The sequence below is a fragment of the Granulibacter bethesdensis genome (genome assembly GCF_001889525.1).
Taxonomy (GTDB): Bacteria; Pseudomonadota; Alphaproteobacteria; order Acetobacterales; family Acetobacteraceae; genus Granulibacter; species Granulibacter bethesdensis_C.
Map to the genome: position 1 here is coordinate 1,165,216 of NZ_CP018192.1, position 21,348 is coordinate 1,186,563.

The 21,348-nt window shown below is 58.2% G+C and carries 23 protein-coding genes, 1 tRNA gene and 1 riboswitch; of the genes, 6 read left to right on the plus strand and 18 right to left on the minus strand.

Annotated features, from left to right (window positions below):
* Window positions 1-2: 2 nt before the first annotated feature.
* The gene (locus GbCGDNIH6_RS05295; protein ID WP_232449986.1) at window positions 3-389 is read left to right on the plus strand and encodes a DUF779 domain-containing protein; all 387 of its coding nucleotides are present in this window, start codon (window positions 3-5) and stop codon (window positions 387-389) included.
* A 66-nt stretch (window positions 390-455) separates the two neighbouring features.
* Here GbCGDNIH6_RS05295 and GbCGDNIH6_RS05300 read toward each other — a convergent pair whose 3' ends face one another.
* The 10 genes from GbCGDNIH6_RS05300 to hisG form a co-directional block, all read right to left on the minus strand.
* A complete protein-coding gene (locus GbCGDNIH6_RS05300) occupies window positions 456-1,304 on the minus strand; it encodes a ferredoxin--NADP reductase (RefSeq protein ID WP_011631731.1) in 849 nt (282 codons plus the stop codon).
* 215 nt (window positions 1,305-1,519) lie between these two features.
* On the minus strand, window positions 1,520-1,804 hold the full coding sequence (locus GbCGDNIH6_RS05305) for a hypothetical protein (protein WP_072563105.1): 285 nt from the start codon (window positions 1,802-1,804) through the stop codon (window positions 1,520-1,522).
* 84 nt (window positions 1,805-1,888) lie between these two features.
* On the minus strand, window positions 1,889-2,257 hold the full coding sequence (locus tag GbCGDNIH6_RS05310; protein WP_072563106.1) for a hypothetical protein: 369 nt from the start codon (window positions 2,255-2,257) through the stop codon (window positions 1,889-1,891).
* Window positions 2,258-2,344: 87 nt separating this feature from the next.
* A tRNA-Phe gene (locus GbCGDNIH6_RS05315) sits at window positions 2,345-2,420 on the minus strand.
* 76 nt (window positions 2,421-2,496) lie between these two features.
* Window positions 2,497-2,676 carry a DNA gyrase inhibitor YacG gene (locus GbCGDNIH6_RS05320; protein ID WP_072563107.1) on the minus strand — a complete coding sequence of 60 codons (180 nt, stop codon included), beginning with the start codon at window positions 2,674-2,676 and terminating at the stop codon, window positions 2,497-2,499.
* A 65-nt stretch (window positions 2,677-2,741) separates the two neighbouring features.
* The gene (locus GbCGDNIH6_RS05325) at window positions 2,742-3,887 is read right to left on the minus strand and encodes a ribonuclease E/G (protein ID WP_072563108.1); all 1,146 of its coding nucleotides are present in this window, start codon (window positions 3,885-3,887) and stop codon (window positions 2,742-2,744) included.
* Window position 3,888: 1 nt separating this feature from the next.
* Window positions 3,889-4,509, minus strand: coding sequence for a Maf family nucleotide pyrophosphatase (locus GbCGDNIH6_RS05330; protein WP_072563109.1), 621 nt, complete (start codon window positions 4,507-4,509; stop codon window positions 3,889-3,891).
* A 20-nt stretch (window positions 4,510-4,529) separates the two neighbouring features.
* The gene (infA, locus tag GbCGDNIH6_RS05335) at window positions 4,530-4,748 is read right to left on the minus strand and encodes a translation initiation factor IF-1 (protein WP_011631737.1); all 219 of its coding nucleotides are present in this window, start codon (window positions 4,746-4,748) and stop codon (window positions 4,530-4,532) included.
* Between the two features lie 136 nt (window positions 4,749-4,884).
* A complete protein-coding gene (gene hisD, locus GbCGDNIH6_RS05340) occupies window positions 4,885-6,174 on the minus strand; it encodes a histidinol dehydrogenase (protein ID WP_072563110.1) in 1,290 nt (429 codons plus the stop codon).
* 13 nt (window positions 6,175-6,187) lie between these two features.
* Window positions 6,188-6,844: an ATP phosphoribosyltransferase gene (hisG, locus tag GbCGDNIH6_RS05345; protein WP_072564380.1), complete on the minus strand. Its 657-nt coding sequence runs from the start codon at window positions 6,842-6,844 to the stop codon at window positions 6,188-6,190.
* 239 nt (window positions 6,845-7,083) lie between these two features.
* Between hisG and GbCGDNIH6_RS05350 the strand changes: the two genes are divergently transcribed.
* Window positions 7,084-7,563 (plus strand): glutathione peroxidase, encoded by a 480-nt coding sequence (locus tag GbCGDNIH6_RS05350; protein WP_072563111.1) that lies wholly within the window; start codon window positions 7,084-7,086, stop codon window positions 7,561-7,563.
* Window positions 7,564-7,567: 4 nt separating this feature from the next.
* Here the strand turns inward: GbCGDNIH6_RS05350 and GbCGDNIH6_RS05355 are convergent, their stop codons facing one another.
* The 6 genes from GbCGDNIH6_RS05355 to GbCGDNIH6_RS05380 form a co-directional block, all read right to left on the minus strand.
* Window positions 7,568-9,790, minus strand: a complete 2,223-nt coding sequence (locus tag GbCGDNIH6_RS05355; RefSeq protein WP_157692330.1) for a TonB-dependent receptor — start codon at window positions 9,788-9,790, stop codon at window positions 7,568-7,570.
* A 34-nt stretch (window positions 9,791-9,824) separates the two neighbouring features.
* A riboswitch (cobalamin riboswitch) is annotated at window positions 9,825-10,061 on the minus strand.
* A 51-nt stretch (window positions 10,062-10,112) separates the two neighbouring features.
* Window positions 10,113-10,952 carry a methyltransferase domain-containing protein gene (locus tag GbCGDNIH6_RS05360; RefSeq protein WP_072563112.1) on the minus strand — a complete coding sequence of 280 codons (840 nt, stop codon included), beginning with the start codon at window positions 10,950-10,952 and terminating at the stop codon, window positions 10,113-10,115.
* A gap of 54 nt (window positions 10,953-11,006) precedes the next feature.
* Window positions 11,007-12,269: a UDP-N-acetylglucosamine 1-carboxyvinyltransferase gene (gene murA, locus GbCGDNIH6_RS05365; RefSeq protein WP_072563113.1), complete on the minus strand. Its 1,263-nt coding sequence runs from the start codon at window positions 12,267-12,269 to the stop codon at window positions 11,007-11,009.
* 80 nt (window positions 12,270-12,349) lie between these two features.
* Window positions 12,350-12,904, minus strand: a complete 555-nt coding sequence (gene dcd, locus GbCGDNIH6_RS05370; protein WP_072563114.1) for a dCTP deaminase — start codon at window positions 12,902-12,904, stop codon at window positions 12,350-12,352.
* 37 nt (window positions 12,905-12,941) lie between these two features.
* Window positions 12,942-13,172, minus strand: a complete 231-nt coding sequence (locus tag GbCGDNIH6_RS05375) for a hypothetical protein (RefSeq protein WP_157692331.1) — start codon at window positions 13,170-13,172, stop codon at window positions 12,942-12,944.
* 32 nt (window positions 13,173-13,204) lie between these two features.
* A complete protein-coding gene (locus GbCGDNIH6_RS05380) occupies window positions 13,205-13,543 on the minus strand; it encodes a hypothetical protein (RefSeq protein ID WP_072563116.1) in 339 nt (112 codons plus the stop codon).
* A gap of 242 nt (window positions 13,544-13,785) precedes the next feature.
* Between GbCGDNIH6_RS05380 and GbCGDNIH6_RS05385 the strand changes: the two genes are divergently transcribed.
* Complete coding sequence (locus tag GbCGDNIH6_RS05385) at window positions 13,786-14,367, plus strand: HdeD family acid-resistance protein (RefSeq protein WP_072563117.1); 582 nt, start codon at window positions 13,786-13,788, stop codon at window positions 14,365-14,367.
* Window positions 14,368-14,384: 17 nt separating this feature from the next.
* On the opposite strand, the gene GbCGDNIH6_RS05390 is transcribed toward GbCGDNIH6_RS05385, so the two are convergent.
* Both GbCGDNIH6_RS05390 and fumC read right to left on the minus strand, forming a co-directional pair.
* Complete coding sequence (locus tag GbCGDNIH6_RS05390; protein WP_232449988.1) at window positions 14,385-15,845, minus strand: metal-dependent hydrolase family protein; 1,461 nt, start codon at window positions 15,843-15,845, stop codon at window positions 14,385-14,387.
* A 186-nt stretch (window positions 15,846-16,031) separates the two neighbouring features.
* Complete coding sequence (gene fumC / locus GbCGDNIH6_RS05395) at window positions 16,032-17,507, minus strand: class II fumarate hydratase (RefSeq protein ID WP_025319060.1); 1,476 nt, start codon at window positions 17,505-17,507, stop codon at window positions 16,032-16,034.
* 207 nt (window positions 17,508-17,714) lie between these two features.
* Between fumC and GbCGDNIH6_RS05400 the strand changes: the two genes are divergently transcribed.
* The 3 genes from GbCGDNIH6_RS05400 (at window position 17,715) to mqo (ending at window position 20,986) form a co-directional block, all read left to right on the plus strand.
* On the plus strand, window positions 17,715-19,007 hold the full coding sequence (locus GbCGDNIH6_RS05400; RefSeq protein ID WP_198355814.1) for a threonine/serine exporter family protein: 1,293 nt from the start codon (window positions 17,715-17,717) through the stop codon (window positions 19,005-19,007).
* A gap of 81 nt (window positions 19,008-19,088) precedes the next feature.
* Window positions 19,089-19,493, plus strand: a complete 405-nt coding sequence (locus tag GbCGDNIH6_RS05405) for a cupin domain-containing protein (RefSeq protein WP_011631750.1) — start codon at window positions 19,089-19,091, stop codon at window positions 19,491-19,493.
* On the plus strand, window positions 19,490-20,986 hold the full coding sequence (gene mqo, locus GbCGDNIH6_RS05410; RefSeq protein WP_072563119.1) for a malate dehydrogenase (quinone): 1,497 nt from the start codon (window positions 19,490-19,492) through the stop codon (window positions 20,984-20,986). The genes GbCGDNIH6_RS05405 and mqo overlap by 4 nt, the downstream gene beginning before the upstream one ends.
* The last annotated feature ends 362 nt before the right edge of the window (window positions 20,987-21,348 follow it).

The window sequence follows — 21,348 nt, forward strand, 5'->3', positions numbered from 1 at the left end:
CAATGGTTGATCGCGTCACAATCACCCCGGCCGCAGCTGAGGTAATCGACCGCCTGAGCGCTATCCATGGGGATCTGATTTTCCATCAGTCCGGTGGCTGTTGTGATGGCAGCGCCCCCATGTGCTACCCACGAGGCGATTTCAGGGTCGGTCAGCAGGATGTTCTGCTGGGTCGTATCCATGGCTGTGATTTCTATATGGGAGCCGCCCAGTTTGATTACTGGCGTCATACCCAATTGCTCATTGATGTCGTTCCGGGACGAGGCTCCGGTTTTTCACTGGAAGCTCCGGAAGGGGTCCGCTTCCTGACCAGAAGCCGGGTTTTTACTGATGATGAGTGGCATATTCTGGAAGCGCAGGGTGATCCGCCGCGCGGAGCGTCCAGCTAACTGAGTTGCCAGAAACGAAAAAAGCGCCCGGAACGTATCCGGGCGCTTTTTTTGCTGAAAGCCGACTTATTTCTCGGCGAAAGCTTTTTCGTAGACGAAGGCACCGGGGGAGGAGTTGTTACCCTCATCCAGCCCCTCTTTTTCCAGCAAACTCTTGATATCGGCCAGCATCGCTTCACTGCCGCAGATCATGGCGCGGTCATGTTCGGGGTCCAGACGGGGCAGGCCCAGATCCTGATAGAGCTTGCCGTTTTCCATCAAGGTGGTCAGGCGTCCCTGATTACGGAATGGCTCCCGCGTGACGGTGGGATAGTACAGCAGCTTTTCCCGCGCCAGTTCACCGATGAATTCGTGTTCTTTCAGATCGTTTTCGAGCAGCTGGGCATAGGCGTGCTCGTCGGCGAAGCGGGTGCCATGGGTGATGATCACCTTCTCGAAACGCTCATAAGTTTCGGGATCGCGCACCAGGCTGAGGAACGGCGCCAGACCGGTTCCGGTCGAGAGCAGATACAGGTTGCGTCCGGGCCGCAGATTGTCCAGCAGCAGAGTGCCGGTAGGCTTGCGACCGACCAGAACCTCATCCCCGACCTGAATATGTTGCAGGCGGGAGGTCAGCGGGCCATTCGGAACCTTGATGCTGAGGAATTCCAGATGTTCCTCGTAATTCGCACTGGCCACGCTGTAGGCGCGTAGCAGAGGCTTCGGCTTTTCGTCCTCTGTCATCAGCCCGATCATCACGAACTGGCCGTTCTCGAACCGGAAGCTCATGTCGCGGCTGAGGGTGAAGCTGAACAGCCGGTCCGTCCAGTGATGCACGCTCAGCACTTTCTGGGCGGCGAGGCTCGCAGGGATCGACGCCGGGTCGATCAGAGCCGGCGGCCGGGCAGCGTCGATCACATCGGTCACAGCGTTCATGGGGCCTCCCTGTTCATATCAGTCTTTCTCTCCCTGAACACAGAGAGAGCAGCCAATGGCATCTTCGCACCGGTCACAAAGCAAGATGCGAATCGTTCGCAAATACTGTACCGTGCAGGAAAAGACGGCAAGTAGCCATCCATCTCTATGACGACAAGAGGAATTTGCGCGGAATCTGTTCGTGCAGCCCTGCTATCCACAGAACGGAGGCGTTCTTAAAAGAATTCCCCGCGCAGGAAGCCCAATGCAGGCACCGGGCGCCATGCTTTCGGCAGATCAGCGCGCCGTATAGGGGCAACGGTATAGCTGGGCAGGGGCTGGCGGCAGGATTGCAGAAAACCGGTATAGGATCGCACCTGCTGTATTCTCCAGTCCCGGTCTTGAAGGGCGGCTTCGCGGCTGGGGAAGATCTCCGCGATCTTTCTGCGTCGCCCGACCGAGGCGATGACGGCCCAGAGCGTATCATCCCGGCTACGTGTAATACTGATGACCTGACTCAAGGAACCCCCTGAATGGGTGGCCGACGATAGAGCGGTTCATCATGAAGTCAGTCGATAGCTGGCTTCAAGCATAAAGCCGTGCCGCTATTCTTTATAATAGGCGGCTTGGGGGAATTCCTTGAGGTGGAGTGTTCCGGTGGAATCCACACTGAGATTGATCGTATCGAATGGCATCTGCTCATCCGCAGTATCAGCAGGATCAGAGTCCAGGGTGATCGACTGCCCGTCAGCATGCCAGTCACCGATATTGCCGCGATGATAGGAACCATAAGACAGATCCCACAGGAACCGTCCATCCGGCCGCAGCGTCAGATCAGAATGTGCCTGAGGAACACCGCGTAACACATAGCGTCCTGCAAAAGCCTCTTCCGTTTTGCCGGCAAGAGCAGTCTGGCTTGCTGAAATCATCAGAAAGACGGCGGCAATCAGGCAGGAGCGCATCTTGATCGTCATTATTGTCAGTCAGCGATCATCGCAGACTGAGCCACGTTGCGGGACGACAAAGGGATAAACAATAAAATGGGCATAGGAAGGGGAAAATGGTGCCCAAGGGCGGAATCGAACCACCGACACTGCGATTTTCAGTCGCATGCTCTACCAACTGAGCTACTTGGGCACTGCCGCTACCGGCGGGGCAGGAGTTAGCGCAGCCCGAAGCCAGGATCAAGATGGGTGACGACAATATGACGCTTTTATTCGTCCTCGGACGATTCTGGTTGCTCTGCCGGGGGACCGGGAATTCGATAATCTTCCTGTAACCAGCGGCCGAGATCCACATCTGCGCAGCGACGACTGCAAAATGGCGTATAGTTGCGATCAAACGTAGAATCGGAGCCGCGCTTGTTGCAGATCGGACAACGGGAGGCACTCATTGCAAGATGATCCTCAGAGTCGGGGGGGGAGGCTAATTGAACAGCCCATGGGATCGAAAATACGGTCAATCTGTTTCCGGACAGAGAGCCCGATCCCCTCGCAAAGCGGGATCAGAGATCAGAATCGGCAGCAGGCCGGTCTCGTGCCGGAATTCCTCCAGCGCGACGCTATCGCTGCTCAATGCCTCATGAACTGCGGGGGAAAGGCGCAGGGTCGGTTGCCTGCCGGGATTTCCGATGCTCCAGCGCCATCCCTGTCGCAAAACGGCCAGAGCCGCCGCATGCGGGCCATGCAGCATTTCATGCAAAGGTGGGCGGCGGCGCTGGCGTGAGATTTCGGCGAAACCGAGCGCGGTGAATCCGTGCAGACGGGGGTGCAGGGGGTCTTGGGCCAGCGCATCTGTCAGAGGGGCGGCAAAACTCGGCCTTTTGCGGGCCTGCACGCCGGCCAGATCCAGCAGAATGGCACCTGACAGGTTTCGCAATCTTATCTGCCTGGCAATAGAGGGCAGAATCGCGTGATTGATCTGCATCTGGGCGCGATTTTTGGAGTCTCGTGCGGCAGTGGCCGAACCCGCATCGACATCCAGCGCCACCAGCGCTGCTGTGGGCTGGACATGAAGAATGGCACCACCGGGCAGCAGGGCATCCGGGGTAGCAAGGGCTGCGATATCGGCTTGCAAAGCCTCATCCCACACGGGCTCTACGGCCATCCTCACACGCTCCCCATAAATCGGGCGCAGGGAGGCGAATACGGCCCGATTATCGACGAGGATCGTGGCATCAGGACAGGCGGCGGCCAGATCATCAAGCCCGGTCGGGCCGCGATGGAGCAGCAGGGGGCAGGCCCCTTCCGGCATGTCATGCGCCGGGTCCGGTATGGTGGCCAGCCTCGGCCCTTTTCCACCTGATGCGGATCTGGTCACCTGGACAAAAACAGATTCCCCTGGCTTAGGCAGAGAGGCATGGCATGCGCTGTCAGGCAGAAACCCTTCCGCACCCTCAGGCAGAGCCACGAATGCGCCCGCCATGGCGGAAACCCGCGCTATGACCCGGCCACGGTACATATCCCCGAATCCATCGGGCCGACCGGGCCGGTCGATCATGAAATCAAGCAACTGGTCATCCCGGGTCAGCGCAACCCGACGCTCGCCGGGCGAGCAGCAGACTCGAAGGAAAAGGGAGAGCGGCGATTCGGATGAGCCGCTCATCTCAGAGCGAACGAAAGCCCAGCCCACGCAGAAGCTGGGCGGTCTCGAACAACGGCAGCCCGACGACATTGCTGTAGCTGCCGGACAGGAAACGGATATAAGCGGCGGCCAAACCCTGAATGGCATAACCGCCGGCCTTGCCGCGCCATTCGCCGGAAGCGATGTAGGCTTCCTGTTGGAAGTCGGTCATCCGGTTGAAGGTTACTGCGCTTTCGACGATTCGCTCGGCCCGTTTGCCGTCGGGGGCGATCACGACCACCGTAGTCCAGACATGATGACGCCGACCGGAGAGCAGCGTGAGGCATTGCCTGGCCTCGACCTCTGTTTCGGCTTTCGGGAGCGCACGACGGCCGACCGCAACGACGGTATCTGCCGCGAGGATAAACGGGGCGGAGAGGGGGGCGTGAGACTGTTCCTTGAGCGCAAGCATCGCCGCGCCCGCCTTGCCTTGGGCAAGGCGGCGGGAGAGAAGGCGTGGAACCTCCCCTTTAAGGGGCCTTTCGTCGATGTCGGTGGCAAGGGTCAGGGCCGGTATGACCCCAATCTGGGCCAGCAGGGCCGCCCGGCGAGGGCTGGCGGAGGCCAGTACAAGCGGGTACGCGGTGGCCGGTTGGTCCGGCATCACGTCAGGAACCCGCCCGCTTATTTGAAGCGGAAGGTGATGCGGCCTTTGGTCAGGTCATAGGGCGTCATTTCGACGTTGACCCGGTCACCTGCCAGCACGCGGATACGGTTCTTCCGCATCTTGCCGCTGGTATGAGCCAGAATAGAATGCTCATTGTCCAGCTTGACGCGAAACATCGCGTTGGGGAGCAGCTCCATGACGGTGCCGCTGAACTCGATCATGTCCTCTTTAGACATCAGAACTCTTCAATTGTGTCGATTGCGGGCGGAACATGGGGCGCGGCGGCCTCCACGTCAAGGAAACCATGCGGGGGGCAGGTCCGCGTCGGATGCCTGATGGCAGAAAAGCAACAGCAAACAAGCGTGGCAGGGATCACTGCCCCAGTCGCAGGGCGATGCTTCTGGCATGGGCCTGCAAACCCTCGGCCTCGGCCAATGTCACAGCGGCGGGGCCAATGCGCTGCAATCCGCTTTCCTCGGCGGCGATCCAGGTGGTCCGCTTCAGAAAATCGAACACCGACAGGCCGGAGGCAAAGCGGGCCGTCCGGTTGGTTGGCAGAACGTGATTGGGGCCTGCAACATAATCCCCCAGCGCTTCCGGGCAGAAACTGCCGAGGAAGGCTGCGCCGGCATGGCGGATACGGGCAAACAGGCCGGCAGGATCATCCGTCATGATCTGAAGATGCTCCGGAGCCAGACGATCAGTCAGCCGGGCTGCTTCATCCCAGTCCCGTGCCAGAATGATCGCGCCGTGATCGCGCCAACTGGCCTCGGCAATGGCGGCGCGGGGCAGGGAGGGAATTTCCTGTTCCACCGCTGCCGCCACGGCGTCGGCAAAGGCCGGGTCGATGGTGATCAGAATGGATTGCGCAGCTTCGTCATGCTCGGCTTGTGCCAGCAGATCGACAGCAACCCGGCGCGGAGACTGGGCCGCATCGGCCAGCACCACGACTTCTGATGGACCGGCGATGCTGTCGATTCCCACCCGGCCGAATACCTGCCGCTTGGCTTCGGCAACATACGCATTGCCGGGACCGACCACGCGATCCACCCGCCCGATCGTAGCGGTACCATAAGCGAAGGCTCCCACCGCCTGAGCGCCGCCGACCCGGTAGATTTCAGAGACACCGGACAGGCGTGCCGCCGCCAGCACCAGAGGATTCAGCACCCCGTCCGGCGCGGGAACGCACATCGCGATGCGCTCCACCCCTGCCACGCGAGCCGGGATTGCATTCATCAGCACGGAGGACGGATAGGCCGCCTTGCCACCCGGCACATACAGCCCGACCGCATCCAGCGCGTTCCAGCGCATGCCGAGCGTGATGCCATCCTCATCATCCAGCAGCAGATCGCGCGGCATCTGGGCGCGATGAAACCGCTCGATGCGCTTTGCCGCCAGTGACAGAGCTTCGGTCTGGTCGGAGGGGACGCGGGCAATGGCGGTGTCTATTTCCGCCTCCTGCACCCGCATTGTCTCTACTGTCAGGGTAAGGCGGTCGAAACGGGCTGTGTAGTCCAGCACGGCTTCGTCACCGCGTGTGGCGACATCGGCCAGAATTGCGGCCACTGTCTGATCGACGGTGGCGCCGCTTTCACGGGGAGAATTCAGAAACGCTGCAAAACGGGCCTCGAAATCCGTGGCGCGCGTATCAAAACGCTGCATTCTGGCTCTCCGCTCAGGCGTTCAGGGCGGCACGGAAGCGGGCAATCCAGTTGCCGATTGCCTCCGGGCGGGTTTTCAGGGCGGTGCGGTTGACGATCAACCGACTGGTGACATCGGCGATGACCTGCGTTTCCACCAACCCATTGGCTTTCAGGGTGGAGCCGGTCTGGACCAGATCCACAATCACCCGCGACAGGCCCAGGCTCGGGGCCAGTTCCATCGCACCATTCAGGTGAACGATTTCGGCCTGCACACCGCTGGCGGCAAAATGTCTGCGTGCAATGTTGGGGTATTTGGAGGCAACCCGCACCCGCGACCATGTGCTCGGATTGTCCTGCCCGGCTGTTGCCACCGGCTCTGCCACGCTGATGCGGCAGGCACCGATTTTCAGATCGAGTGGCGCGTAGATTTCCGGATAGTCGAATTCCATCAGCACATCGGCACCGCAAATGCCAATTTGCGCACCACCGAAGGCGACGAAAGTGGCTACATCGAATGGACGTACCCGCACCACGTCCAATGCCGGATCATGAGTCGGAAAGCGCAGGCGGCGGCTGCTTTCATCCGCATAATCGGCCGCGGGATGAATCCCGACCTTATCCAGCAGAGGCTGGCATTCGGCGAGAATACGGCCTTTCGGCAGGGCCAGCACCAGCGGTGCATCCAGCATGGCGGTGCTATCCCCGCCCCCTGCCGACACGGCGGTACCCGGAGAATGGAAAGAGGTGCCGGGAGCGTCACCGGCTGTCAGCGGAACGGTCATGCGCGCCGTCTACACCGGCAGACGCGGCGGGAAAAGGCCGCATGACACCTGATTGCGGGCTATCAGGCGCAATACAGCCATCCGGTCGCCTCTGGCCTGATGGAGAGAGCGGGTTTATCCCATCCTGAACCAGGGCGGAGACAGCAATGACCAGTCTTTATGATTTTGAGGCGACCATGCTGGATGGACAGGTCGTACCGCTGTCGCGCTGGCGTGGGCAGGTGGCGCTGGTCGTCAATACGGCCAGCCGTTGTGGCTTTACCCCGCAATATCAGGGGCTGGAAGCGCTCTACCAGCGTTGTGCTGCTTCCGGCTTCGTGGTGCTGGGTTTCCCATGCAATCAGTTCGGCGCGCAGGAGCCGGGCAGCAGTGAGGAGATCAGGGCTTTTTGTGATACGCACTATGGCGTCAGTTTCCCGATGTTTGCGCGGGTGGAGGTCAATGGCACCAATGCCCATCCGCTGTTCGACTATCTGACCCGTCAATGCCGTGGCCTGCTTGGGACACGGCGCATCAAGTGGAATTTCACCAAATTCCTGATTGGACGGGACGGCGTGCCAGTGGCCCGCTATGCCCCGTCCTGCAAGCCGGAAAAGTTGGAAAAAGCGGTCTCCCGGCTGCTCTGAGGGATCAGAACTTCACATTGGCCGCGAATGTGATCGTGCGCGGCAGCCCCAATATCCATTGCTGGCTGCCATAGGTGGTGACGGCATAGGCGGTGTCGAACAGATTGGAGACCCGTGCCGCAAGACTCAACTGATCGACCGGCTGCCAGTTCAGACCCAGATCGACCACGGTATAGGCCGGGCGCGCATTGGCATTGGCGTTGTCGGCAAACGCCCTCCCGACAAAGCGCAGTCCGGCCTGGGCCTGCCAGCGTGGTGCGAATGCCCATTCCGTCCAGAGATTGGCGGTTTGCAGGGGGACATTGGGTGGCGTGTTGCCATTGCGTGAGACCGGCACACCGCCGGATGTTTCCGTAAAATCGTCAAACCGCGCCTGAAGAATGCTGCCATTGGCATTGACGCTCCAGCGGGGGGTGATGGAGGCGCTGACATTCAGCTCCAGCCCACGCGAGGATTGCTGCCCGATCTGTTGGATGATGCCGGGATTATTCGGATCAGCCGAAAGCAGATTATCCCGCGTGATGTCATAGGCGGCGAGGGTCCATTGCAGCCTGCCATCGGCCAGAGCCTGCTTGATCCCGATCTCCCCCTGACGGCCATGCGACAGGGCAAAGGCGGAATTGGCGAGGTTGGTGGTGATCAGCGTGCTGGTGGGGGGCAGAACGCTGGTCGAATACTGTCCGTAGAGAGACAGAGTCTGCACGGGTTGATAGACCACCCCAACGCGCCATGTCGGAGCATCATAGGTTTTATCGAATGGCTTTCCGGTGGTGGGCATCGCGTTATGCAGGTCCAGATGATCGAACCGCACCCCGGCCAGAATGGAGATCTGGCGCGTGATCTGAAGCCTGTCTTCCAGAAACGGAGCGACCTGCCATGTGGTGGTCTGAATATCCTTCCGGTTTCCGGCCAGATTGATAAAGAAACCGGGATTGATATTGTCGAGCGGAACCTGTGACAGCCCACCGAAGGGCGCGTTACTGAACCGGCTGAAACTGATGTAGTTTACCTCCATCCCGGCACCGAGCGTATTGCCGAGACCGAACAGCGTATGGCGCAAGGTGCCATCCAGCCGGTCGCCATATTGTTCCTGCTGGTGCGTCAGATCGAGGTAACCATCCCGCTGCACCATGTTGCTGGCAGGCAGATAGCGATAATTCTCCGCATTCACCCAATGCCGGTTTGTGGAGAGGCGGTAGGCGATGTTGCGCAGGGTCAGGCTGGCGGTTGGTGTCCATTCGGCATGCAGATTGGTCCAGTCATCCTCATAATGCAGGATGCTGTTCTGGACGTTATAGTTCTGGTCGCGCAGGGAACGGTCCAGCGATCCACGCACCAGCGGAATGCCGTAATACCGCATCGGGTCCTGCATGGCGTGATCATGAGAGACCGTCACAGTGAAATCCTGACTGGGCCGGTAGCGAAGTGCGCCCTTCAGATCCAGACTGTCCGAATTGCCACGCTGGACATAGCCGCTGGACATCTGCCCGGCGATATCCAGCCGGTAGCTGAGGGTTCGGCTCAGCGATCCACCACTATCCAGCGCCAGACGGCGGGTGAGGTTGGTATCCACCAGCGCTGCGACCTCGTTGCGGATTTTTCCCTCGAAAGGCTGGCGGGAGACGACGTTGACCACTGCTCCCACCGCGCCCTCGCCGTAGATGACGGAGGCCGGGCCGTGCAGCACTTCCAGCCGCTCGGTGCTCCATGTGTCGAAGGGAAAGGTCACGGTGCCGGCACCGGGATAGAGCCTGACGCCGTCGAAAAGCTGCATCACCGCGGCCTGACCGGTGAAACCGCGAGCGCTCAGCGCGGTGCCGCCATTGCCCGGTGTGCCGATCATGGTGATGCCTGCCTCCCGGCTGACGGCGGCATCGACGCGCAGATCGCCACGGGTGCGGATCGTGTCGCCCTCCAGCGTATCGACGCTGGCCGGGGTCTCCATGGGCGTGAGACCCAGGCGGCTTCCGGTGGTGTTGGTCTGGTTCAGGGAGAGTGTGCCGGTGGCTTCACTCGTCACGGCCTGCCCTTGCACTGACAGGGCAGGCAGAGAGTCACCCTCATTCGCCGCCGCCGCAAAAGCCGCAGGCGATGGCAGCAGGCAAGGTGTTGCAAAAGCAAGCGGCAACAGGCTGGACAATCTGGTTCTGGTGATATTGCGGCCGGCATGCGCGTAGCCTGCCGCTCCGGAACGCTCTGCGCGTCGGAACTGGTCTTTCGTCATCATGTCCCCCATCTCCGGGACACCCCGCCCGGATGGTTGTGATCCATTGACGACGGCAGGTCTCCTGGCTCGCGATGTGAAAGCGGTATGGCTCCAGCCTTCCCGGATCATTCCGATCCAGTGGCAGCCCATCCCGGCTGGAAACCGGAGAGGGGCATGGAGAACACCTCATCGCTGACAGTTGCGGGGGCAGCTGCCGACTTGCTACCCGAAGGCAGCGCACGGCATTCCCTTTCTCGCCCGCTCGCGCGGGACCGTCGCGAACGGTTCTTTAGCGGAATGTTACGGGAAAGACAGCAGCAAAATTCCGCTGGCCCAAAGAGTGTCAGGCAGCGGCTGGCTTGCGCAGAAGTATGACGATCTGATCGGTGATCAGAACATCGCGATGATAAATTTCCAGCAGATGAGGCGGGACTTCCAGATCGGTCGTTGTGCGATAGTCCCGGATCACCTCGAAACCTGTTGCTTCAGCAATACTACGTAGTTGAGGGGCTGTCAGACGATTAAGAGTTTCATAAGTTTCCAAGAGTGCTGCGCGTTCGGTTGCTTTATCCGCGTCCAGAGGAATGTAAACAGCCCACTCATTTCTGACCTTTGCTGAGGTATGTGGTGCATTCAGCAGGCGACGCCGGAACTCATCGGACTGGAGTGTCAGATGCAACCATGGCTCAACAAGCCATGGGGTCAAATGTGAACCATGTGCCGAGTAATAAAGCGGATCAATTTGTATGAACAGATGCCCCCCAGGCTTAAGAACATTAAACACTGAACGCATGACGGAAGGAAAAATGTCCTGGGCAATGTGTTCAAACACAGACCAGCTGTACACGACATCGAATGTTCCATATATGCTCAGATCGGCACCTGGAAGAATCTTGCAGAGATGTAAATCAGAAGGTAGCTCCGAGATACCCAATTGAGCTTGTGCCATAGGCAGGCACTGCTCAAATACATCAAGGACTTCAACTCCGACAACGCGCTTGGCTTTTTTGCGAAGCATCATGCCAAGTGCCATCGTTCCTTCGCCGCAGCCGATCTCAAGAACGTCTTTTCCGCTTAAACCGCTACTTTCAGACAGCCAATCCGAAATAATATCCGGTATAGTGACGAATTTTGCTTGATATAACTGATCCGTTATATTCTCGATTAGCTTTTCGATCTGCATGGTATCTTACCAACAATAAAAATTTGCTCATGATCAGAAAATCTAGCTTGATGTCTACCCGCTGATCCGTTCGATATTAGCCCCACAGGCGGAAAGTTTTTCAGCCACGCTCTCATACCCGCGGTCGAGATGATAGACGCGGTTGACGATAGTTTCCCCCTCCGCGGCCAGCCCGGCGAGGATCAGTGACAGGGAGGCGCGGAGATCGGTTGCCATGACCGGAGCGCCCGAGAGTTGGGATACTCCGCGGACGATGGCGGAGGCCCCGTGGACGTTGATGCGGGCACCCATCCGGTTCAGTTCCGGCACATGCATGAAGCGGTTTTCGAAAATCGTTTCAGTGACCATGGAGGCACCTTCCGCCACCGACATCAGCACCATGTACTGGGCCTGCATATCGGTCGGAAAGCCGGGATACGGCTCGGTCATCACATCGACGCCATGCAGGCCGTTGCGGCGGCTGACCAGCAGGCCGGAGTCCTGTTCCTCGATCTCGACCCCGGCCTCCCGCAGAGTGCGGGCGACTGCACCCAGATGATCCAGCCTGGCATTGCGCAGCAGCAGGCGGCCGCCGGTAATGGCCGCAGCGCAGGCATAGCTGCCGGTTTCGATCCGGTCCGGAATGATACTGTGTTCAGCGCCATGCAGGTGCTTCACGCCCTCGATCCGCAATTCTCCGGTGCCGATCCCTTCGATTTTGGCACCCATGGAAATCAGGCAGTGGGCGAGATCCTCTATCTCCGGCTCCCGTGCGGCATTGCGCAGGGTGGTGATGCCGTCCGCGAGACTCGCCGCCATCAGCAGGTTTTCCGTGGCCCCGACCGAGGGCATCGGCAGCACGATATCCGCCCCGTGCAGGCGGCCCTGAACCCGGGCGTCGATATAGCCGCTTTCCAGTGTGATGGTGGCCCCCATCTGCTCCAGCCCCTTGAGGTGCATGTCCACCGGACGTGTGCCGATGGCGCAGCCGCCGGGCAGAGAGACGCGGGCTTCTCCACAACGAGCCAGCAACGGCCCGAGTACCAGCACCGAGGCGCGCATTTTCCGCACAATGTCGTAGGGAGCCTCGGTATTGGTGATCTGGCCGCCAAGGGAAAGGATGCGCCCCAGCGGATCGAGCCGTTCCACAGTGATACCGTGTTGCTCGATCAATGCTTTCATGGTGCCGATATCGGCAAGGCGTGGAACATTGTTCAGGACCAGCCTGTCATCCGTCAGCAGACCGCAGGCCATGACCGGAAGAGCGGCATTTTTCGCGCCTCCAATAGCAATTTCCCCGGCCAGCGGATGCCCGCCGCGAATCCTGATCCGATCCATATTCTTCAGCCAGCTCCGTTCATGACGCGATTATTCCTGCCGGGATGGCAGATGAGAGTGCCGTGCGAGAATAGAGCACCTTACATACGGGGCAGGGAGACGCCCCGTTGTCCCATATATTTGCCTGCCTTGTCGGCATAGCTGGTCTCGCAGTCGCTGTCGCCGCGTAGAAACAGGAACTGGCAAATGCCTTCGCCTGCGTAAATACGGGCGGGCAGGGGAGTGGTGTTGCTGATCTCAATCGTGACCTGCCCCTCCCATTCCGGCTCCAGCGGTGTAACATTCACGATGATGCCGCAGCGTGCATAAGTGGATTTACCCAGACAGATCACCAGAACGTCTCGCGGAATTCTGAAATATTCTACGGTGTGGGCTAGCGCAAAGCTGTTGGGGGGGATGATGCAGACCGGGCCTTTCCGATCCACGAAGCTTGCCGGGCTGAACGCCTTGGGATCAACGACTGCTGAATCCACATTGGTGAAGATTTTGAATTCATCGGCTACGCGGGCATCATAACCGTAGCTGGACAGGCCGTAGCTGATCACACCGTCCCGCTTCTGCGTTTCGACGAATGGCTCGATCATGCCGTGACCGGTCGCCATCTGACGAATCCAGTGATCGGGCATTATGGACATGGCGATGAACTCCCCGCACGTATTGTCGGGGTCTATCTCACCCGCGTGGCGGGGACAACAGGGGGCTTTCTTCGGACGTCTCGCTGGCCGCCGTTACAGCAGTCATGGGGGAGGGGGAAGCAGCCTGACGGGCGCGTTGCTGGGCCTTGCGGCGCAGAAGGTTGGCACGAAGAGCCTCTGCCTCCCGCGCGCGTCTTTTGGCAGAGGGGTCGGGTGGGCGTGCGAAATCGCCTTCACGGTCATCCGGGTGATGCTCACGCTCGGTCATAGCGGGTTTTTTGCGCAGCGTTCTGGCAGAAATCAAGGAGTCCAGTCGTCGATATTCGGGATGGTATCGGAGAGCAGGGCATCCTGTGATGTCATGGCACTCCCCTGATAAGTCTGGAACGAGGTGTTCTGATATGGCTTGGCTACGGGCGAGGAAATGCGTACCGGCACCCCGAAGATGCTGAAATCCGGTTCATCATCATCTGTAACGGGGCTTTGCTGGGTGGAGGGAATGTTCATCCCTTGCCCTTTTCCATCTGCTGAAATGGATGTGCTGTGTTTTGCGCGTGCCTGTGCATCAGGCGCTGTGGAAACACCACAGGCCAGAAAGGTCAGGGCTGCCAGCGCGATGGAAAGACGATGTGCCACCATGAGGGGCCTCCAGGGGTGTCGAGCTATGTCTGAGTCTTAAATAGTACTGTGGCAACTACGTTGCCAATTAAAGGCGCGTAAAACCATAAAAATATATTTTGTTAAAATATGTCAGGTGTTGGCATGACGCTTCACGTCAGGCTTCGGCCATGCAGAAGGAAAGGAAATTATACAGAATAAAACTGTGCCGTTGTCGGAGGATTAATGCCATCCTGCACAAAACATTCCGGAGCATTCTGTCGATGAGCGGTTCCTTTCCTCCTTCACCTTCTTCCGGCCCGGTTTTTTCAGGGCTGTCGCGTGCCGGCTCAGGCATTCTTACTCTGGAAGGTATCCTGTTGCTCATTCTCGGCATCGGAGCCTTGCTGGTGCCGGTTCTGGCTGGGATATTCACAGCCGGCATGATCGGATGGCTTCTGTTCATCATCGGCGTGATGGGACTGATCAGCACGCTCGCCAGCCGTCCTCATCTGCATCTGGCAGGGGGGCTTCTGTCCTCACTGGCTGCGATTCTGGTCGGATTGGTCGTGGTGCTGTTTCCCGCCGGGATGGCTGTAGCCCTGTCCTGGCTGATCGCGGCATGGCTTATGATGGACGGCGTATCCTCAATCATGATCGCCACGACCGCGCGCCAGATCAACGCCGGACGGTGGTGGTGGCTGGTTATCTCCGGTATTGTCGACTGGGTGCTGGCTCTGATGATTGCTTTCAGTAGTGCAACAACCGGTATTGCACTGGTGGGCACTTTGATCGGGATCGATCTGCTGATCGGTGGTGTAGCGATGCTGGGTCTGGCCCATAATCTGCGCGCCGGAACACGCTGACGGTCAATGGAGACGGTTTATGCCGCGAGCGTATTCTTGTAAAAACGACCGTCTTTCATAATAATTTTGAAATTCCTGTCTGGATTGGCAATCAGCGTAATGTCTGTAAGCGGATTGCCATCCACCAGCAGAAGATCGGCATAGGCTCCTTTTTCCAGCACGCCGATTTTACCCGGATAAGGGCTGCGTGGGCCGCATAATTGCAGCAATGTGCCATTAGTACCGGTTGCCATGCGCAGAATGTCTGCATTGTCGTACCAGCGAGACAGCGTGGTCAGAATAGCACCCTGATTTTTGGTCATGGTCGGATTGAACAGGATATCTGTACCCCAAGCGGTCTTGATTTTATAGTGCCGGGCCAGTTGATATGCGCGATCCGTGCCAGCAAACATGGCAAGCTGCTTGGCGCGATTTTTTGATCCTTCCGGGTGGGGATTGGCAAATTGATTGTCGAGGAAAGCCTGCAGGCAGAGCCAGACATCTTTTTCCGCCAGCAGTCTTGCAGTTGTTTCATCCATCAACTGACCATGCTCGACGCAGCGTACGCCGCTATGCACCGCGGTCTGGATCGCACGGGAGGTGTAGGCATGGACGGTTACATACGTATTCCAGTTCTCGGCGCAGGCAACGGCAGCCCTGAATTCGGCTTCGGTATACTGGCTGACATCAAGCGGATCATAATGTGATGTCACGCCGCCGCCTGCTGCCAGTTTGACCTGACTGGCACCGAGCATCAACTGCTCCCGAACCCGCTTGAGCACCTGATCGACACCATCAGAGATCATATCGGCGCCCAGCGTTTCGCTGTGGGAGAGGGGGGCTGCCGGCGGGGATGGTATTTCGTATGGAAAACGGAAATCACCATGGCCGGAGGTCTGTGAAATCATCGCACCGGATGGCCAGATCCGAGGGCCTGCATTCAGCCCGCTATCAATGGCCCGTTTGAGTGCAAAGCTTGGACCGGCCATATCCCTGATGCTGGTGAAGCCTCGCAACAGGGTTCTGTGCGCTTCCTCCGCTGCGATCAGAGTGATGTAGCCGATATCGGCTGTCATCAACTCGTTCATGGGTAAGGCTGCCATCATGGCGTGCCAATGTGCGTCGATCAGACCCGGCATCAGTGTTCCGCCGTGACCGTCGATAAGAATGGCCTCGTCCGGTATGGGCGTGCCATTCGGCTCGATCGCGTCGATCAGAGTACCTTTGACGACAAGTTGCCGCCCTGATTGTAGCGTTTTGGAAACACCATCGAAAAGCTGGATATTCCTGAACACGACCGGAGCTGCGGGAGGGGCGGGAATCGCGGCTGAGGCTTCTGTCAGGTACAGAGAAGCTCCGCCCAGCATGGCGGATGCACCGGCCAGAAAAGAGCGGCGGGAGAACTTCGCTTCAACCAGCGCATTGAGCCTGGCAAATCCCGGGCTGTGACAAAGACATGGCCCGGTTTCTGCTGGTTCGACAGTGTCACATCGACGCATGGCCATCTCCGGGCTGAAGTTGTCGGCATGAGTCTCCAGTCAATCCTTAGAACAAAGGGGAACATATAGTTCCCCTCCGCCAAATAGTCAGAACGACAGACGCATTGTCTGCAGAAAGTCGGGGGTTGTCCCTGTTTCAACCGGGTGCGCAGCAGCACGCACCCGACCGAATCGAGGATATCAGCTTCAGGCGCCTGCGACGCCTTCACCGACCAGCTTCTGCGGATCGACCACCCGATTGAACGTTGCCTCGTCCACTTTGCCGGATTTGAGCGCTGCTTCCCGGAGCGTTGAACCATCAGCATTCGCCGCTTCGGCGATATGGGCCGCATTGTCGTAGCCGATGACCGGAGACAGGGCAGTGACCAGCATCAGGGACTGATCAACGCTCGCGTCGATGCGTGCGCGGTTCAGTTCCGTGCCTTCAATCGAGTAAACGCGCATCTTTTCGCACATATCGCCGAGGATACGCGCGGAATGCAGCACATTATTGATGATGATCGGGCGCATGGCATTCAGTTCAAAATTACCCTGACTGCCTGCGAACGCGACCGCATTGTCTTCGCCGATCACCTGGATGCAGACCATGACCATGGCTTCACACTGGGTCGGATTGACCTTACCGGGCATGATGGAGGAACCCGGCTCGTTCTGCGGCAACAGCAATTCACCCAATCCGCAGCGTGGGCCGGAGGCAAGCCAGCGAATATCGTTAGCGATCTTCATCAGCGCGACCGCCAGTCCACGCAGGGCAGCCGAGGTAGCCACCATTGCGTCGAGCGAGCCCTGAGCCGAGAACTTGTTCGGCGCGGTGATGAAGGGTTTGCCCGTCAGTTCAGCAATTGTCTGAGCAATATCATGCCCGAAGCCCTTCGGCGCATTCAGGCCGGTTCCCACGGCGGTACCACCGGCAGCCAGCTTGTACAGACCCGCTTTGGAGGCGACGACATTGGCAATGGCATCCCGTACCTGTTGGGCGTAGCCGGACCATTCCTGACCAACGGTCAGCGGTACGGCATCCTGAAGGTGGGTGCGACCTGTCTTGACCACGTTCATCCACTGGCTCGCCTTGGCTTCAAGCGAAGCCGCGAAGGCTTCAGCCTGCGGCAGCAGGACGGTATCCAGTTCCAGTACGGTTGCAATATGCATTGCAGTCGGGAACGTGTCGTTGGACGACTGGCCCATATTCACGTGATCGTTAGGGTGAACCGGAGCCTGCGCACCCAGCGTACCCCCCAGAAGCTGGATCGCACGGTTGGACAGGACTTCATTGACGTTCATGTTTGACTGGGTGCCGGAGCCCGTCTGCCAGACATAAAGCGGAAAATTGTCATCCAGCTTGCCGGCAATGGTTTCCTCGGCCGCCTGAATGATGACCTTGGCGCGCCAGTCTGCAAGCCGTCCGGCCTTGGTATTCACGATGGCGGCTGCTTTCTTGACGTAACCGTAAGCGTGATAAACTTCTTTCGGCATTTTATCGTTGCCGATGGAGAAGTGCTTCAGCGACCTCTGTGTTTGTGCACCCCAGTAGCGATTTGCCGGGACCATCACGGTACCCATGGAATCAAATTCCTGGCGCTCGCCGGGGGCATCAAGGCCGATCGGGACGTCTTTGTAGACAGGATTCTGGTCAGTATCAGACGAGGAGGGGGGATTGCTCATGTCGGTATTTTTTCCCACTGGAAATTAGCGGCCTATGGAGGATGCCATGAGGCTATAGTAGCGTAAATTGCTGCATATTCACGGCTTTCTAAAAAGAAAAATTTATAAAATTAAGCACTCCCTTATCGTCGTACAGGCTTTCCGTGTGGCACTATAGGTAAAGTCAGGCTCCAATTTATTGTTAACAAAAACTTACAGGATATGCTGGTGGCTGCTGACTTTATCTGGAGGAAGAATAATATTCTGGATGATGGAAATGCGGATGTCACAGGATTGGTCGCTGATATTGCGACCATTGTGCATACAAATGGTCAGGAAAGCGAAGAGACGATCCAGCTGGTAGCCCGCCTTGGTGCCAGTCTCGGTCAGGCGATGTCAGTCATCCCTCAATGGGGATTTCTGTTGCTGCGCAATTCATCCGCTATAGACAATTTTCATCCGCATATTCTGCCTGCCACGCCTGATGCCGTTGTAATCGACCGGGTTGCTGCAACCAGCCATGTGGCCGAGGCCCTGATTGATGGGCAGCTTGATCCTGAAACCGCGAGGGGACAGCTTGCCAAAGCCAGAAACCTGCCAGTTTCTCCAGATCATTTTTTTGCGTTTGCCTGTGCTATTGGGGCAGCCGCGCTTTCCGTTACATTCGGTATCTCTCATTTCTTTTCTGTTATCCTGACGGGCTGCAGCGCAGGGACAGGGGCTTATCTACGCCGTTTTATTGCCCGTGCAGGGGGAAATGGGCTGGTGCAGAGTTTTTGCGCCGCTTTGCTGGCAGGCGTGATCGGTGCTGTTGCAACGCGACTGAATCTGAGTTCAGAATTGCGGCTGATCGCGGTATGTCCGTGTATGGTGCTGGTTCCCGGACCGTTTCTTCTCAATGGAACCCTCGACCTGCTGGGTAACCGGATGCCACTTGGCATAGCGAGGCTGAGCTTTGCCGGGATGATTCTGCTGGCCATCAGTGCCGGGCTGCTGACGGGATTGTTCCTGTGTGGCGTCACCTTGCCGCCCATGCCTGCCGGTCGGGAGGTTGCCCTGTGGATAACCGCTTTGGCCGGAGGAGTCGCAGCGGCCTGCTATAGTGTATTTTTCTCAATGCCTCTTCGTCTGCTTGGCTGGCCTGTTGTTACGGCCATTGCGGCAGACACTGCCCGCTGGATCGCAATGGCCCTGTTCGGGGCCGGGCCAGTCATTGGCGCCAGCGTTGCGGGATTTGTTGCCTCCATTGTGTTGATGCCGGTTGCCAGACGCCATCATATTCCGTTCGCTGGAATTGGTTTTGCATCGGTGGTGTCACTTATGCCGGGTGTTTTTGTGTTCCGTATGTTTGCAGGGCTTTTGGCTTTGCAGCATGCTTCTTCCGCAGACGTGACCACTCTGCTGGAGGGAACGCTCACGGATGGGCTGACCGCGCTTCTGGTGGTTGCTGCGATGACCGTTGCAATCGTGGTGCCGAAACACACCTATGACGCATACAGGGCACGGCACATTGCGAGATGACTGACCGCGTTTTTATTCAAATGTCGTGTCGTACGACTTTGATTTTGATGATTTTGTAAGCAGTTTAAGTGAGGCAGCGATATGATCCGATGCGTCAGAATGTGGACCGGTCCGGATGGCAATTCACTCTTCGAGGAAGGAGTCATCACCCTCAAGGAGGGCGCGCGCGGTGACTTTGTGGGGCTTCCGATCAAGACTCAATATATCTCCTTTCAGGAGACAAAGTCCGGTGGATCCTATGAATGGCATCAGGATCCGGTGCCGCGTTTCGTGATCACTCTTTCCGGGACGCTTGAATTTGAAACCAAATCCGGTGCGACCTTCACCATACGCCCGGGCGATATTCTGCTGGCACAGGATAACAGCGGCTCAGGCCATAAATGGCGGCTGATCGGAGATGATCCCTGGCGCCGGGCTTATGTGGTTTATGAAGAATCCGAAGATCTCCGTTTCACTCCCGTGCCTCACAAGGAATCTGCTGAATGACCAGCCCTGCCAATGTACGTCCTGATATTGTCCTGATCGGCGCCGGTATCATGGGTGCAACCTTTGGCACCCTGCTGAAGGAACTCAACCCGTCCTACAGCATGATGATGTTCGAGCGCCTCAGTGATTGCGGGCAGGAAAGCTCGCAATCATGGAACAATGCAGGTACGGGGCATGCAGCCAATTGCGAGCTGAATTATACGCCTCAGCGTCCTGATGGTACGGTGGAAATTACCCAGGCGCTCAAGGTCAATACAGAGTTCGATCTGTCGCGCCAGCTTTGGTCCTATCTGGTGACGAAGGGGGCCATTCCTGATCCACAGGCCTTTATCCATCCCTGCCCGCATATGAGCATGGTGTGGGGCGCTGAAAACGTCGCTTTTCTCAAGGCGCGTTTTCAGGCGATGTCTGCCCACCATTGCTATCATGGCATGGAGTATACGGAGGATGGGGCGCAGATCGAAAAATGGGCGCCCCTGACCATGGAGGGGCGTGATCCCGCCAGGCCTGTTGCGGCAACGCGTATTATTACCGGCACCGATGTGGATTACGGCTCCCTGACTCATCTGCTTGTGGCTCATCTCAAGGCGCAGCCTGACTTCGACCTTCATTATAATACCGAGGTAGAGGGACTGGATCGGGAGCCGGATGGCCGCTGGCGTGTCACCTTCAAGGATGTCAATAGCGGCGAACGTCATTCTGTTTCCGCCGGCTTCGTCTTTATCGGTGCTGGGGGGGCTTCGATCGATCTGCTGCAAAAGTCGAATATTCCCGAAGGAAAGGGATATGGAGGCTTCCCGGTCAGCGGGATCTGGCTGCGTTGCGATGTGGACGCGGTCACGCAGCGTCATCATGCCAAAGTGTATGGCAAGGCTTCCAGCGGTTCTCCGCCCATGTCGGTGCCGCATCTGGATACACGCGTGATCGACGGCAAGACGTCTCTGCTGTTCGGGCCTTATGCGGGTTTCTCGACGAAGTTCCTGAAGCATGGATCGCTGACCGATCTGTTCGGCTCGATTACCCTTCATAATATCGGGCCTTTGCTCGATGTTGGCCGACATAACATGGAGCTGACCGAGTATTTGATTGCGCAGGTTCTGCAGACGCACCATCACCAGTTTGAAATGCTCAAGGCCTTCTTCCCGAATGCGAAACGGGCGGACTGGAAAGAGGCCGTCGCCGGACAGCGTGTGCAGGTGATCAAGCCTTATCCGGATGGCGGTGGCTTTCTGGAGTTCGGCACCGAAATCGTGCCTGCGGCGGATCATTCATTGGTGGCTCTGTTGGGAGCGTCTCCTGGTGCCTCCACGGCGGCGGCTATTGCGCTGGAGGTGCTGGAAGCCTGCTTTGCGGATCGCCTGACCGATGATGCGTGGCTACCGGCCCTCAAGCGGATTATTCCGACCTACGGGATCGACCTGCGTGAGGATGCTGAAGCCTGTCGTGCCAGCCGGGCTGCAACGGCTTCTATTCTGAATATCGATAATATCTGATATGGCTGCCCCGGATAAACCAATTCCCGTTTGTCCGGGGTATGTCTGTTGGATTGCGGCCAATCGCGCTGATCGAGATGGTGCGGCCAGCAAATCCTTTGCGCGCTGATACGCCCAAATCCCTGACCGGTTCCTTTGTGCCTGCAAAGTCCACATAAAACGGTGTGTAGACATCTGGCACGAACGTCGTGCAACCCAGGAAGCGATGGCGGGCCGCGCCAGACCCGGATGAGCACTATGTCTACACCATAGCCCTCTAAATCCCGATTTCGAAACATTCCTGCCGGTCAGCGCCGCGATTGGACCGTCCGTTACGCCGACACCAGCCATTCGCGTCTCCACTTAAGTCCCCGTCGTATACT